A 14,605-nucleotide genomic window follows, 5' to 3' on the forward strand; every position below is an offset into this window, starting at 1 on the left:
ATCTCCGCCAATCGGCGGCGGTCAGCGCTCGCGCAACCGCCGCCGCAAGGTCGCTCCCAGGCGGTTTAACGCCGCCGCCAGTTCGTCCCCTTCCGCTCCGCTTTCCGCGGCAATCCGTTCCGCCGTTTCCGGCGTCGGCAAGTTAGCTCGCCGCACGCGCTCAACCGCCTCGGCTTGCAGTATCCTGAGTTGCACGTCGTTGACCGATTGCCGACCGGCTTGCAGACCCAGCGCCAGTATCGCGTCCCGAAAAAACCGAATTTGCGATGCCCAGGCCGCGCTATCCACGTACAGCAACAAACGGCTACCGGACAGCACGGTATGAAGGATGTGCCCCGCCAAGGCCTCCGGCAACGCCGTCCTGACTTTAGCCAACAGAGCCTGCTGCTCGCCGAGCCGGGCAAGACACATCGCCAACGGGCCGATGTCGTATTCGTGAATCGCTTTAAACGCGGGAGCGGGTTTCTTCATGCCGGCGGATACCTCTTGGAATCATTGGCGGAGATAGTAACCGGCCCGGCGCGATCCGCCAAACCGGCGGACAGAATCGAGCTGTCCCAAGCTCGGCGTTATGATACGCTGTCAGCATGAGGGTTGGCCGCCGGTGATGGCCGACCGCCGAACCGAAACCACACGTTCAGGAGATTCGAATCATGAAGTCCGCCGTCCGTTTTTTGCTGGCCGTCTGTGTGGCGCTGGCAACGACCCAGCCGGCCGCCGCCGCCGACCTGACCCGGGCCGAAGTTCAACAGCTGTTGGCCAAGGCCGACCGGCAACACCCCGCCGACTTACGCCGCAAGGATTTGAAGGGCGTCGATTTGTCCCATCTGGATTTTCGCCATGCCGACCTGTGGGGCGCCGATCTGCGCCGCGCCGATTTCAATCACAGCAATCTGGCCGGTTTGACGCTGGATTTGACCGTGATGACCGGTATTAACCTAAACGGCGCCAACCTGAGCCGAACCAGCATCTTCGGCGTCAGCCTGATGCATGCAGATCTGCGCGGCGCCGACCTGAGCGGTAGCCGGGTGGTCGCGATCATGGACGGCGCGAACTTGAGCGGCGCCAACATCAGCGGCGCCGATTGGGCCGCCGACATGAAAAACCAATCCATGGGTCTGATGCGCGCCAGCCTGAAAGGTGCCAACCTGAGCGGCGCCAATCTCAGCCAGGCCAAACTCGGCCGAGCCATGCTCAAGCACGCCAAACTGATGCAAGCCAATCTGCGCGGCGCCGATCTCTATTCGGCCGACATGGACGGCGCCGACCTGAGCGGCGCCGACCTGACCGATGCCAATTTTTCGGCGACCAAACTGCACGATGCCATTTTTACCGGCGCTGTCACCGATGGTGCCCGCTTCGACGGCGCCCAACATAAACCCGATTTCCAATAACCGACGAGCTCCGATATGCCAATTCCCGCGCAACTCACCCGGCGTAAATCCGTCGACGCCCTGACCTGCGTCGAGCATGGACTGAAGCAGACCCTGACAGCAAAGGACTTGACGCTGCTCGGCATCGGCGCGGTGATCGGTGCCGGGATTTTCGTGTTGACCGGCATCGCCGCCGCCAAATACGCCGGCCCAGCCATCGTGGTATCGTTCATCCTGGCCGGCATCGCCTGCGGGCTGGCGGCGATGTGCTACAGCGAACTGGCGGCGATGATTCCGGTGTCCGGCAGCGCCTACAGCTACGCCTACGCGACGATGGGCGAATTGATGGCTTGGATCATCGGCTGGGATTTGGTATTGGAATATGCGTTGGCCAGCAGCACGGTGGCGATAGGCTGGGCCGGTTATCTGACCAGTTTTCTGGATGCGCTGGGGTTGCATCTACCCACTTATCTGACCACGGCCTACTTGGCTAATCCCGAGGCCGGTTTCATTAACTTGCCAGCAGTCTCCGTGATCTTGCTACTGACCGGGCTGCTGGTGACCGGTATCCGCCAATCGGCGATCTTCAACTTCGTGATGGTGTTGATTAAGCTTTCGGTGATCGTGGTATTCATCATTGCCGGTTCCGGACATATTCAAACTCAGAACTGGGCCGACTTCACGCCGTTCGGTTTCGGCGGCGTACTGACCGGCGCCGGCGTGATTTTCTTCGCCTACATCGGCTTCGACGCGGTATCCACCGCCGCCCAGGAAGCCATCAACCCGCAGCGCGACGTGCCGATCGGCATCATCGGCTCGTTGGCGGTCTGCACCTTGCTTTATATTTTGGTGGCTGGGGTGTTGACCGGCATCATTCCGTACACCGAGCTGAACGTGCCGGCGCCGATTGCACTGGCGGTAGATCATGTCGGCATGAGTTGGTTGTCGCCGATTATTAAAATCGCCGCCATCGCCGGGCTGACTTCGGTGATGCTGGTGTTGTTGATGGGGCAAAGCCGAATTTTCTTCTCGATGGCCAAGGATCAACTGCTACCCCCACTGTTCGCCCAAGTACACCCTAAATTTCAAACCCCGTATTTATCGACGATTCTGGTCGGCATCGCGGTCTCCTTGCTGGCCGGCTTCATGCCGATCGAGAAACTCGGCGAATTGGTCAGTATCGGCACGCTGTTCGCGTTCGTGCTGGTGTGCGGCGGAGTCTGGATTTTGCGGAACAGTCATCCGGAAATGGAACGTCATTTTAAATGCCCGGCGGTACCGTACGTGCCGATTGCCGGTATTTTGGTGTGCTTGAGTTTGATGGCAGGCCTGCCGGTCGACACTTGGATCAGGTTGGTGGTGTGGTTGCTGATCGGGTTTTTGATTTATTTCGGTTACGGCATAAAACACAGCCAATTACGCCGCTAGGCTGGGGCGCCGGCCGTGCAATCCCGGAGGAATGTGGGCAAACGCTACGTCCACCGCCAGGAATTCCGACTATATTGTTAGTGCCGAAAGCGCTTCGGTATCGGCCGTCCGCCGCAGTCGATCGGCCGATACCGCAATGCGGGCATCCGTCAGCCCAGGAGTCGTTTATGTTGCAAAGTTTCGGCTACGCCGCCTTCGATCCCCAGTCGCCGTTGCGGCCGTTCGCCTTTCAACGCCGGGAACCGGGCCCTAGCGATGTGTTGATCGACATCGCCTACTGCGGCGTCTGCCACAGCGACTTGCACCAAGTGCGCAACGAGTGGCAAGGTACGACCTTCCCTATCGTACCCGGCCATGAGATCGTCGGCCATGTCGTCGACGTCGGAACCGAGGCCGGGGATTTTAAGCCCGGCGACCGGGTAGGCGTCGGCTGCATGGTGGACTCGTGCGGCACCTGTCCGGATTGCCTGGACCATCAAGAACAGTTTTGCAACGCGACCGTGTTTACCTATAACAGTCCGGACCCGCATACCGGCGCGATGACTTATGGCGGCTACTCGAATCGGATCGTGGTCGACCGGCGTTTTGTGTTGCGGGTGTCGGATACACTGGCGCTAGCCGGCGTTGCGCCACTGCTGTGCGCCGGCATCACCACCTATTCGCCGCTGCGGCATTGGCGGGTCGGAGCCGGCCACAAGGTCGGCATCGTCGGTTTGGGCGGGTTGGGGCATATGGGCGTTAAATTCGCGCACGCCTTCGGCGCCGAGACCGTGTTATTCACCACCACGCCGGAAAAGGCCGCCGACGCGCAACGTTTAGGCGCCCATCAGGTGGTTGTTTCCAAGGACCCGGAAGCGATGCGCCGACATCTCGGCAGCTTCGATTTCATTCTGGATACCGTCGCCGCCGCCCACGACCTGGATGCGTATCTGAGTCTTTTAAAGCGTGACGGTACCTTGTGTCTGGTCGGCGTGCCGGAGCGCCCGCATCCGTCGCCCAACGTCGGCAACCTGATTTTCAAACGCCGTTCGCTGGTCGGTTCCTTGATCGGCGGCATCCGCGAAACCCAGGAAATGCTGGATTTTTGCGCCGAACACCGTATCGTCGCCGATATCGAATTGATCGCAATGCCTGATATCGACGCGGCTTATCGGCGCATGCTGAACAACGACGTAAAATATCGCTTCGTGATCGACATGGCGACGCTGCCCGTCCAATAAGCGCGGAGACGGCCATAGCCAATCGTTGCTCCGCGGAACTTTTCGGGCCGAAAATACCGGCCACTTTTATGCCGTTTCCACTCGCGAATTGCCAATGCCGACATCGCCTCGCGCGCTAGCCGCGACCTTGTTTCGCCGTTTCGTATTGACCGCCGCGATCGCGGCCTCGGGTTGGCTTGGTCTGGTTCTGGCGGTACCGCCCGGCTACGCCAGTCCGATCTGGCCGCCGGCGGGTATCGGACTGGCGGCGCTGTTGATTTGGGGAAATCGCGATTGGCCGGCGATTTGGGTGGCGGCTCTGCTCATCAATCTCGGTCACGCCAGCGAGACCCTGGGCCATTTTTCGCCGCAGGTCGGTTACGCCGCGATATCGGTTGCCTGCGGCACCACCTTGCAAACGCTGTTGGCGGCCCAGTTATCGCGACGCTGGCTCTGCCCCGGTGTTCCGGCCTTGAACCGGGGCGGGCAAATTCTCCGCTACACCTTGTTGGCCGGACCGTTGTCTTGCTGGCTGGCACCCAGCGTGGGCGTGACCAGTCTGTGGTATTTCGGTCTGCTGACCGAACAGGCCGCGCCGGCGAGTTGGTGGAATTGGTTTGTCGGCGATTGCTTCGGCGCGGTGATTTTGTCGCCGCTGATGTTTTGCCTGTTTGCCCGGCCCCAACCGTTTTGGCGCGGCCGCTTGGTAACGATAGGACTACCGACCCTGAGTCTGTTAGCTGGGCTGGTCGTGGTTTTCTTTCAGGTGCAGCGGGTCGAGGAACAGCGGCTGCGCCAGCAATTCGAGGCGAGCGCCGCGGCAATCGGCAAAGCGCTGGCCGAACACCTCAATCAGGCCGTCACGGCTTCGTTGTCGCTACACAGTCTATTTCGGGCCTCGAGTTCGGTGGAAGCCGACGAATTCGCGATATTCGCCGATGGCGTACTGGCGCGGAATCCGGATATTCTGGCCCTAGCTTGGGCGCCGCGAGTTGGCGCGGCCAACCGCGCGGCGTTCGAAGCCAAGCTACGGCTTCGAGCGCCGGCCGCCGCCGGCATTCAGGATTTGCAAGCCGACGGCGCGTTGACGCCTGCCGGCACGCGCGATGAATATTACCCGATGTTGTACGTCGAGCCGGCAGCCCCAAATGCCGACCTGAAGGGGATGGATCTCGGCTCCGAACCGAAACGCCGGCAAACTTTGGCCCGAGCCCGGGCCAGCGGCGATCTGAGCGCCGCGACCAACGTGGGTCTGGCGCAATTCGGCGGTCAGGAAAACGGCATGCTATTGGTGATGCCTCTGTTCGAACCCGGCGAAAACGGCGAGCTGGCCGGCTATACCTACACCGTGGTGCGTACCGGCGCGCTGGTCGCGGCCGCGTTGCGGGGCCTGCAAACGCACGGTTTGAATGTGGTGCTTAATGACCCGGACGGCGACGAGGGGGCCTCGGATCTGTTTGGCGTCGCGCACCGCACGATCTCCATGCTGACCGATATTCGACAAAGCCTGACGCTCGGCGATCGCCGTCTGGAAATCGTCGTACAAGCCGACGCCGACTTTATTTCGGAACAATCGTCCTGGCTACCCTGGACCGTCTTGATGGGCGGGGTGTTGTTCGCCGGGTTGTTGAACATCTATCTACTCTCCTCGACCGGACGCGCCGAATTCGTCGAAGCCTTGGTCGAAGCCCGTACCGCCGAATTGGACATCGCCAACGCCAATCTGAAAAAAGCCTTCGCGGATCTGGCCGAACAAGAAGGTAAATTACGCGGACTTTACGAACTGTCGCCGCTGGGTATCGCGCTGCTTGACCCCGCTGGCAACTTGCGGGAGTTCAACGAAGCGTTTCGGGATATCACCGGATACACCAGCGAGGAACTTAACCGCACCGCGCTACCCATGCTGCTTCCCGCCGACCTGACGATAGGCCCCGCCGATAGCAAGCGCTTCAGCCCCTACGAAATCGGGTTTTTACGGCCGGACGGGCGCGAACGGCTATTGCGTTTGAACGGGATGCGGCTGGCGAGCCGCGACGATGCGCCCGCCCTCTGGACCATCGTCGAAGACATCACCGAGGCGCACGCCGGCGCGGAAGTCCTGAGGCAGAGCGAATTGAAGTACCGAGAGTTGTTCAACGTTTCGCACGAAGCAGTGATGGTCGTAACGCCCGCCGGATTCGTGGATTGCAATCCGGCCACGCTGGCTCTGTTTGGATACGATAACGCCGCGACCTTTTGCGGTCTGCATCCGGCCCAAGTCTCGCCGCCATTCCAGCCGGACGGTCGTCACTCCTACCCGGCCGCCAACCAGATCATGGCACAAGCCTTGACCCACGGTTTTCAAGAATTCGAATGGGAACACCTACGCGCCGACGGTACTGCGTTTCCGGCGCAAGTCACCTTGTCCGCGATCTCACTGGACGGTCAGACCGCGTTACAGGCCGTGGTCCGTGACCTTAGCGAGCGAAAGCGCGTGGAGCGCGCATTAATTGCCGCCAAGGAATCCGCCGAAGCAATGGCGCAGTCAAAATCGGCGTTTTTGGCCAATATGTCGCACGAAATCCGCACCCCGATGAATGCCATTCTCGGAATGTCGCTGCTGGCCCTGAACAAACCGGTCAGCGACGAGATTCGCGATTATCTGGAAAAAATCCACGCTTCCGCCGACAGTCTGCTCGGCATACTCAACGACATTTTGGATTTTTCCAAAATCGAAGCCGGCAAATTGGCGATACAGCCGGCACCGTTCAGCCTGCCGACCTTGGTTGAAACCTTGAGAACGCTGTTTGCCGGCAGCGCGGCCGGTAAACAATTGGGTTTCCAGGTGGACTTGGAAGCCGATCTGCCGACGATGGTGATAGGCGACGCACTGCGCGTGCAGCAAGTACTGGCCAATTTGCTCGGCAACGCCGTCAAATTCAGCTACCACGGCGACATCGCGCTACGCTTGCGCCGCGCCGGAACCGCAGGGGAATTGATTCGTTTCGAAGTCGAGGACCACGGAATCGGCATCGCCGAGCAGGATCTGGACAAATTGTTTACACCGTTTTCGCAAATCGACAATTCGATCACCCGCGATTTCGGCGGCACCGGCCTCGGACTGGCGATCAGTCGACAATTGTTAATGTTGATGGGCAGCGATTTTGACGTCCGCAGCAGGCTGGGTAGCGGCACGGTGTTCGGGTTCGAGCTGAATCTGCCTATCGCCGAGACCCTGCCGCCCCCAGCTGTCCCGGAAGCCGGCGCTCGGCATCAAACCGGTCTGGCCGCCGAAATGCGGGCGCGCGGCGCGGCGTTGCGCGGGGCGCGCATCCTGGTGGCGGAAGACAATCCGGTCAATCAACGCGTGGTGTCCGAGTTCCTGCAGCTGGCCGGGATCGCGGTGGATCTGGCCGGCAACGGCCAGCAGGCTGTCGACCTAGTGCGTCAACATCGCTACGATGCTGTTTTGATGGACATCCACATGCCCTTGGTCAGCGGCTTGGAAGCGACGGCCCGCATTCGAGCCGAATCAAACCAAGCAGACGTTCCGATCATTGCGCTGACCGCCGGCGTGACTAGGGTCGAACAGGAGCGGTGTGCCGCCGCCGGCATGAACGCCTTCATCGCCAAACCGGTCAAGCCGCTCGAGTTGATCGAACGGCTTTGCGAAGCGTTGGGGCGCACCCCAGCGCTGGAAACCGGGATGGCGTCGATCCCGGTGCCGCAAGCGCCGGAGTTGCTGGAATTGACCGCCGCCGGTTTCGATTTCGGCCCGGTATTGACCTTATTAGGCGGCGACGAATCCAGCGTGTTGGAGATGCTGCGCGCCTTTAAAACTCACGCCGAAACCGATATGGCGCGGATCGAGCGGACTGTGGAACGAGGTGATTTGGCTGAAGCTCATCGCTTGTTGCATGCGCTGAAAGGCTCTGCCGGCAATCTAGGCGCCACGGCACTTTACCAAGCGGCGGTCACCTTGGACCAGGGCTTGAGCCGTGGGCTATTGCGGGAATTCGACTATCGGCGGTATCGGCTGGCCGGGCGGGAAACGCTGACGGCTCTCGCGAGGTTGGATGCGGGACGGGACGGATAGGCGGCGCGGCTGGCGCACCGCCCAAGCCTTGCGGATTAACGGGCCTTGATCAGTTCGACATCGAAAATCAGCGCCGAATTGGGGCCGATGTCGCGACCGGCGCCGCGCTCGCCGTACGCCAGTTTAGCCGGGATGAACAAACGGTATTTGGCGCCTTCCTTCATCAATTGCAGACCTTCTGTCCAACCGGGAATCACCCGATTCAACGGGAACGAGGCCGGTGCGCCGCGTTTGTAGGAACTGTCGAATTCCTTGCCGTCTATTGTCGTGCCTTGGTAATGGACGGTGACGTTGTCGGTTGGGCCGGGTTGCGCGCCGCTGCCTTCGGTAACGACTTGATATTGCAAGCCGCTGGCCGTGGTGACAATGCCGGGCTTTTTAGCGTTTTCGGCCAAAAAGGCTTCGCCGGCGGCGAGATTTTCGGCGGGGGTAGTGGCGTTGGCCATCGAGAACATGACGAATCCTATAATAAATGCGGTTAAAGTAGCGACGACGCGCTGTTTTACGGTTTTCACGATAACTCCCTGCGGTTTGGTGAACGGTTTAGTTTATCAGTTTTCGGCGTTCAGCTCCTGTCGGCAACCGCTTAATTGCGCGTCGTAATTGAGCGCGCGACGGTGAACTTTTTGCGCGGTATTCAATAGCCAAGGTTTCTGCAAATAGCTGCTACGCCGGTATCCGCCCTGGCCTTCGTGATAAGCCAGATAAAGATGGTGGGTGTCGGACGCGGATATGCCCAGCATGTCGCGAGTGGTGGCGCAGTACCAGGCCACGAAATCGCAACTGTCGGCAAAGTCTTCGCGATCGGCCCAGCCTTTCCCGGTTTTTCTCCGATAATCGGCCCAGGTTTCGTCCTTGGCTTGCGGGTAACCGTAGGCGCTGCTGGACCGGAACCAGGGAATAAATCCTAAAATCGTCGGCCTAGGCGGTTCAGCGTCCGCGACGAAGCGGCTTTCCTGATGAATGATGGCCATTTGCACCGCGATGGGCACGCCCCAACGCCGCGCCGAATCGAGCGAGGCCTGGTACCAGTCCTCCTTTTCCCGAAAAATTTCACACAGATTTTCGGTGTTTTTCGGCGGCAGACTGGCGCAGGCCGAGAAAAGCGTTAGACTAACGAAACCGATTAGTTTATTTTTCATGCCCTAATACCCCTAAGTCACTCAGGACTCCCGACCGGAAGCCCCCGCTATCAAAAAGGACAGGCCATGCCCATCGTTGAAAACCGCGCCTACCGAAAAAACCTGACCAGCCAGGGCTTGCTCTATCTCGGGTATCAGGAACATCCGATCAAAATCGTCAATCTCTCGCTGACCGGGCTATTGGCGGAATTGGTGGATACGCCGCCGGGAAACGGCATCAAGGACATATTCAGCGCCCTGCAAGTTTCGCCTATCGTCGATATTTATTTACCGGAAATGCGCGTCGTGGGCGAAGCGGAAGTGGTTAGAGCCGAAGCGACCGAGCAGGGCTTTCAGATTGCGATCGAGTTTCGCCATTTATCCTACGATGCCGACCAGCTGCTGTATTCCCGGCGTGCCTACCGCAAGTCGATGACCGAGCCGGGGCATATTGTGCTGGACGGCGTCGATTATGCGTTTAGCACCGAAAACGTTTCGGTCGACGGTTTGATGATCAGGATGTTCGGATTGGTAAAAGTGCAACCGAACAGCATCGCCGACTTCGATTTCAAACATCTGGAACTGCAGGGCCAGGCCAAGGTGATCTGGGTGGAACACGACGAGTTTTCGACGCTGATCGGTCTGCAATACCAACATCTGGCGCGCGGCGATTTCAAGGGTATCCCGAATTTTTCCGTCGCCGGTTTACAAGCCGCGGGCTAGATCGCGCTTGCGCCAGTAGTCCTTGGCAAGCTGTTCGGCCTCCGCTTGACTGCCAGCGCGGCCGAGCAGCTTTAGCGCCACTGCCGCGGTGCCGGTGATCGAGGCCACCGCGAATTCGTCGTCAATCTCGCCGCGCCAGACTCGGGCCAATAATTGCGGGTCCAGTTCTTCGGCTTTCATATGCCGACGCTCGAACAACGCCGGCCAGACCTCGTCGCTCAGCTCGTCGCCATGCACGCTTTGCACCAAACATTCGACATCCGGGTTACGCTCGGTCTCGCCGCCTTCGCCTTTTAATACCGCCATGTGCGCTTGGTTTAACAACAACGCCGCTTTTTGATGGACCTGGCGATAGCTCGGATGAAATATGCCCTGGATACTGTGACTGGCGTCGAACGGGTTCAGCAATCTGACCAAGGTATGCACCGGCGAGCGCAAGCCCATGACCGGCCGTAGATTGATCATGTCGAACAACTTGGGGCAGATGTGTTCCAACGACAAATAGCTGAAATTACCCCGTTGCAGTTGGTCGGCGGCCTCGGCTATCGACGCCGCCGGCGGTAAGCCCAACGCGTTCAAGACGTTTTCGGTATACAGCCGGCCCTGGGTGTGACCGCCGGCACCGTGCATGAACACCTTGATGCCGTTATCGGCCAGCAGCAAGGTCGACAGCAAAAACCACGGTAAGTGTCGGCGCTTGCCGGCGTAGGACGACCAGTCCAGGTCCACGCTGACTTCGTGCCGAAATTGGAAGGTCTCCCTAGCGGCCGCGACGAAACCGGCCAGTTCCTCGCAGGTTTCTTCCTTGACCCGCATCAGCATCAAAAACGCGCCGAGCTGGATGGGCTCGACCTGACCGTCGGCCAAAATCATTTTCATCGCCCGATAGGCTTCGTCCTGAGTTAACGGCCGGGCGCCTTTCTTGCCCTTGCCGAGAATTTTGATGAATTCGGCGAACGGGTGTTCTTCGGTAGTCAGCGTCATGACAGGGAAAGCGGGAAGTAGTGGTCGATTAACAACGCGGCGAAGATCAGCATCAAGTAAACGATCGAGTAGCCGAAGGTGCGCATCGCGGTCTTATTGTCCTTCTTGCGCATCATCTGCACCGCGTAATACAAAAAGCCCAGGCCCAACAATACCGCCGACGCCAGGTAAATCAAGCCGGTCATGCCGGTCAGATAGGGCAGCAGCGTGGTGATCAGCAGCAATATCGTGTATAGCAAGATTTGCAGGCGGGTGAATTCGACGCCGTGGGTAACCGGCAGCATCGGAATGGAAACCTTGGCGTATTCTTCGCGCTTGGCGATCGCCAACGCCCAGAAGTGCGGCGGGGTCCAGACGAAAATAATCAAGAACAGCAACAGCGCGTGCGGATGTACGTTACCGGTCATCGCCGCCCAGCCCAACACCGGCGGAGCCGCGCCGGCCGCGCCGCCGATCACGATGTTCTGCGGCGTGGCTTTTTTCAGATAGATGGTATAAACAAAGGCATAACCGATTAAGGACAGAAACGTCAGGACCGCCGTCAATACGTTAACCAGTCCCGCCAACAAGCCCATTGCGAACAAACCGATCGCCGCCGCGAACAGCAGTACCTGACGGGAATTCAGCTCGCCGGTCGGCAGCGGCCGGTTGCGGGTACGGGCCATTTCGGCATCGGCCTCTTGGTCGATGAAGTGATTGATCGCCGCCGCCGACGAAGCCGCCAAGCCAATGCCAATCGTGGCATAAACGAACAAGGCCAGCGGCGGCATGCCGGGTACGGCCAGCAACATGCCGACGATCGCGGTAAACACGATCAATGCCACGACTCTGGGCTTGCAGAGTTCCAAATAGTTCTTCCAGGATAACGCGGGTTTGTCCGTCATTCGGCTGCGGATGGATTTCGGTTTCGGCAAACATATAGAATAACAGTGAACCTCTGATTATTAAAACAATCACAGGCGCTCACCATTCCAAGCAACGAGGGAACTATGAAACACAGGCTCGCAGCGTTAGCGCTGCTTTGCCCTGCCATCCTGGCGAGGGCCGAGGACAGCAAGGTACACGAACACGTATTCGGCAATGGCTTGAAACTACTGGTAAAGGAAGACCACCGCTCGCCGGTGGTGGTTTCGCAGGTGTGGTACAAGGTCGGCGCCAGTTACGAACCCGGCGGCATCACCGGTATTTCGCACATGTTGGAACACATGATGTTCAAGGGTACCGAACAATATCCGGCCGGCGAATTCTCCCGGATCATCGCCGCCAACGGCGGCAGCGAGAACGCCTTCACCGGCCAGGATTACACGGCGTATTTTCAGACCTTGGAAAAATCCCGGCTGGAAATCAGTTTTAAGCTGGAAAGCGACCGGATGCGCAACCTGAATCTGAAAGCCGACGAGTTAAAAAAGGAATTGGAAGTCGTCACCGAAGAACGGCGGATGCGCACCGACGATCAGCCGCGCGCCAAAGTCCACGAGCAATTCATGGCGGCCGCGTTTACCAACAGCCCCTACCAAAATCCGGTGATCGGTTGGCCGTCCGACATCGCCAATTACCAGATCGAAGACCTGCAAGCCTGGTACCAACAATGGTATGCGCCGAATAACGCGACTTTAGTGGTGGTCGGCGATGTCGACGCCAAGCAAGTCGAGCAACTGGCCGAGCAATACTTCGCCCCGCTAAAACCCAGCACGATCAAGCCGGTCAAGCCGCAAGCCGAATCCGAACAGCGCGGCGTGCGCCGTATCACCGTCAAGGCGCCGGCCAAATTGCCTTACGTGATGCTGGGCTACAAAGTGCCGGTCCTGAACACGGCCAAGCCCGAATGGGAAGCTTACGCGCTGGAAGTGCTGTCCGGCATCCTCGACGGCGGCGACAGCGCCCGCTTGCCGGCCCGTTTGATCAGGGGCAAGCAGGTCGCGGTATCGGCCGGAGCCGGTTACGACCTGACCTCGCGCTTGTCGGACTTGTTCCTGCTGGAAGGTACCCCGGCCGAAGGTAAAACCGTATACGACTTGGAATACGCCCTGCTCGACGAGGTGTATCAATTGAAGAACGAGCTGATCGGCAAGGACGAATTGCAGCGCATCAAGGCTCAGGTACTGGCCAGTTCGGTCTACCAAAAAGACTCCAATTTCTATCAGGCCATGCAGCTCGGCACGCTGGAAACCGCCGGCATCGGCTGGCAAAAGTCCGACGACTACGTTGCCAAGATCAATCAGGTCACCGCCGAACAGGTGCGCGAAGTCGCGCGTAAATATTTGATCGAAGACACCTTGACCGTCGCCTACCTCGATCCGCAGCCGATCACCGAATCGGCCAAACCGAAAAAACTGTCAGGAGCCCGTCATGCGTTTTAATTTATTCGGTCTGATTCTGCTGCTGCTCAGCCAGTCGGCTTGGGCCGCCGCCAAAATCGAACATTGGCAAACCGCGCAAGGCAGCCGGGTTTACTTTGTACATACCGGCGGCCTGCCGATGGCCGACATTCGGGTGGTGTTCGACGCCGGCAGCGCCCGCGACGGCGCGCAATTCGGCATCGCCTCCTTGACCTCGGCCTTGCTCGACAGCGGTGCGGGAAACTTGAGCGCGGACGACATCGCCCAGCGTTTCGAGTCGGTCGGCGCGCAGTACGGCGCCGGCGTCAACGAAGACATGGCCTGGCTGTCGGTGCGCACCCTGACCGACCGAGCGTTATTCGACAAGGCATTGGCGACTTTCGAAACCGTGCTCAGCCAACCGGCGTTCAACGAAGCCGATTTTCAGCGCGAAAAAGCCCGCACCCTGGCCGGCCTGAAACATCGAGAGGAATCGCCCGGCGAAATTGCCGGCATCGCGTTCAACAAAGCGGTTTTTGGCGACCACCCCTACGCGCATCCGGAAGCCGGTTTGATCGAAACAGTCGCGCCGTTGACCGCAGCCGATTTGAAAGCCTTTTACCAGCGCTATTACGTCGCCGCCAACGCGATGGTCGTGATCGTTGGCGATTTGAATCGGCAACAAGCCGAGCAAACCGCGAATGCGGTGCTGGCAAAGTTGCCGAAAGGCGAAAAACCGGCCGAAATTCCGCCGGTAACCATGCCCAGCCAGACCAGCGAACAACACATCGAATTTCCGTCGACCCAAACCCACGTGTTGGTCGGCCTGCCAGGTACTTATCGCAAAGACCCGGATTACTTCGCGCTTTACGTTGGTAATCACATCCTGGGCGGCGGCAGCATGGTGTCGCGTTTGTTCGAAGAAGTCCGGGAAAAACGCGGCCTGGCCTACGGCGCCTACAGCGTGTTCGCGCCAATGTATCGGCAGGGACCGTTCATGATGAGCTTGCAAACCCGCAACGATCAGACCGGGCAGGCCTTGCAGGTGCTGCGGCAAACCTTCGCCGAGTTTTTGGCGAAAGGCCCTAGCGATGCCGAACTGACCGCCGCGAAGCAGAACATTACCGGCGGCTTCGCGCTACGCCTGGATACCAACGCCAAGCTTAGCGACTACGTGGCGATGATAGGCTTTTACCAACAACCCTTGGATTATCTGGATACTTTCCAGAGTAAGGTCGAAGCGGTGAGCGTCGAGCAGATCAAGGATGCCTTCGCGCGCCGGGTGAAACCGGAGTTGCTGCAAACCGTTACGGTCGGCGGCGCGGCCGCCAAACCCACGCCCGCGAAGCAAGCCAAAGCAACCGAGGCCGAGGCCGGCGAATAA

At 59.3% G+C, this 14,605-nt stretch carries 12 protein-coding genes; 7 read left to right on the forward strand and 5 right to left on the reverse strand.

What is annotated here, in order from left to right:
* Window positions 1-21: 21 nt before the first annotated feature.
* On the reverse strand, window positions 22-471 hold the full coding sequence (locus tag ACQE3E_RS21595) for a DciA family protein (protein WP_427501049.1): 450 nt from the start codon (window positions 469-471) through the stop codon (window positions 22-24).
* A gap of 182 nt (window positions 472-653) precedes the next feature.
* Here ACQE3E_RS21595 and ACQE3E_RS21600 point away from each other — a divergent pair, with 182 nt between their 5' ends.
* The 4 genes from ACQE3E_RS21600 to ACQE3E_RS21615 all read left to right on the forward strand — a co-directional run bounded on the left by ACQE3E_RS21600 (window position 654) and on the right by ACQE3E_RS21615 (window position 8,075).
* Window positions 654-1,394 carry a pentapeptide repeat-containing protein gene (locus ACQE3E_RS21600; RefSeq protein WP_427501050.1) on the forward strand — a complete coding sequence of 247 codons (741 nt, stop codon included), beginning with the start codon at window positions 654-656 and terminating at the stop codon, window positions 1,392-1,394.
* A 15-nt stretch (window positions 1,395-1,409) separates the two neighbouring features.
* Window positions 1,410-2,801: an amino acid permease gene (locus ACQE3E_RS21605; RefSeq protein ID WP_071159073.1), complete on the forward strand. Its 1,392-nt coding sequence runs from the start codon at window positions 1,410-1,412 to the stop codon at window positions 2,799-2,801.
* 167 nt (window positions 2,802-2,968) lie between these two features.
* A complete protein-coding gene (locus ACQE3E_RS21610; RefSeq protein ID WP_313730327.1) occupies window positions 2,969-4,021 on the forward strand; it encodes an NAD(P)-dependent alcohol dehydrogenase in 1,053 nt (350 codons plus the stop codon).
* 94 nt (window positions 4,022-4,115) lie between these two features.
* Window positions 4,116-8,075, forward strand: a complete 3,960-nt coding sequence (locus ACQE3E_RS21615) for a CHASE domain-containing protein (protein ID WP_313730326.1) — start codon at window positions 4,116-4,118, stop codon at window positions 8,073-8,075.
* Between the two features lie 35 nt (window positions 8,076-8,110).
* Here the strand turns inward: ACQE3E_RS21615 and ACQE3E_RS21620 are convergent, their stop codons facing one another.
* Both ACQE3E_RS21620 and ACQE3E_RS21625 read right to left on the reverse strand, forming a co-directional pair.
* Window positions 8,111-8,530 carry an FKBP-type peptidyl-prolyl cis-trans isomerase gene (locus tag ACQE3E_RS21620; protein WP_302848351.1) on the reverse strand — a complete coding sequence of 140 codons (420 nt, stop codon included), beginning with the start codon at window positions 8,528-8,530 and terminating at the stop codon, window positions 8,111-8,113.
* A 96-nt stretch (window positions 8,531-8,626) separates the two neighbouring features.
* Window positions 8,627-9,217: a hypothetical protein gene (locus ACQE3E_RS21625; protein WP_168028379.1), complete on the reverse strand. Its 591-nt coding sequence runs from the start codon at window positions 9,215-9,217 to the stop codon at window positions 8,627-8,629.
* Window positions 9,218-9,283: 66 nt separating this feature from the next.
* Between ACQE3E_RS21625 and ACQE3E_RS21630 the strand changes: the two genes are divergently transcribed.
* The gene (locus ACQE3E_RS21630; RefSeq protein WP_064028454.1) at window positions 9,284-9,919 is read left to right on the forward strand and encodes a PilZ domain-containing protein; all 636 of its coding nucleotides are present in this window, start codon (window positions 9,284-9,286) and stop codon (window positions 9,917-9,919) included.
* Here ACQE3E_RS21630 and ACQE3E_RS21635 read toward each other — a convergent pair.
* Both ACQE3E_RS21635 and cyoE read right to left on the reverse strand, forming a co-directional pair.
* Window positions 9,902-10,903, reverse strand: a complete 1,002-nt coding sequence (locus ACQE3E_RS21635; RefSeq protein WP_427501051.1) for a glycosyl transferase family protein — start codon at window positions 10,901-10,903, stop codon at window positions 9,902-9,904. The genes ACQE3E_RS21630 and ACQE3E_RS21635 overlap by 18 nt on opposite strands.
* Entirely contained in the window at window positions 10,900-11,799 is a 900-nt protein-coding gene (cyoE, locus tag ACQE3E_RS21640; protein ID WP_064028512.1) for a heme o synthase, read from the reverse strand. The genes ACQE3E_RS21635 and cyoE overlap by 4 nt, the downstream gene beginning before the upstream one ends.
* 93 nt (window positions 11,800-11,892) lie before the next feature.
* Here cyoE and ACQE3E_RS21645 point away from each other — a divergent pair, with 93 nt between their 5' ends.
* Both ACQE3E_RS21645 and ACQE3E_RS21650 read left to right on the forward strand, forming a co-directional pair.
* Entirely contained in the window at window positions 11,893-13,263 is a 1,371-nt protein-coding gene (locus ACQE3E_RS21645; protein ID WP_427501052.1) for a M16 family metallopeptidase, read from the forward strand.
* Window positions 13,253-14,605, forward strand: coding sequence for a M16 family metallopeptidase (locus ACQE3E_RS21650; protein WP_427501053.1), 1,353 nt, complete (start codon window positions 13,253-13,255; stop codon window positions 14,603-14,605). Before ACQE3E_RS21645 ends, ACQE3E_RS21650 begins: the two co-directional genes overlap by 11 nt.

Origin of the sequence: Methylomonas sp. MED-D, assembly GCF_050276835.1 — a bacterium.
In the GTDB taxonomy this organism is placed as follows: Bacteria; Pseudomonadota; Gammaproteobacteria; order Methylococcales; family Methylomonadaceae; genus Methylomonas; species Methylomonas koyamae_A.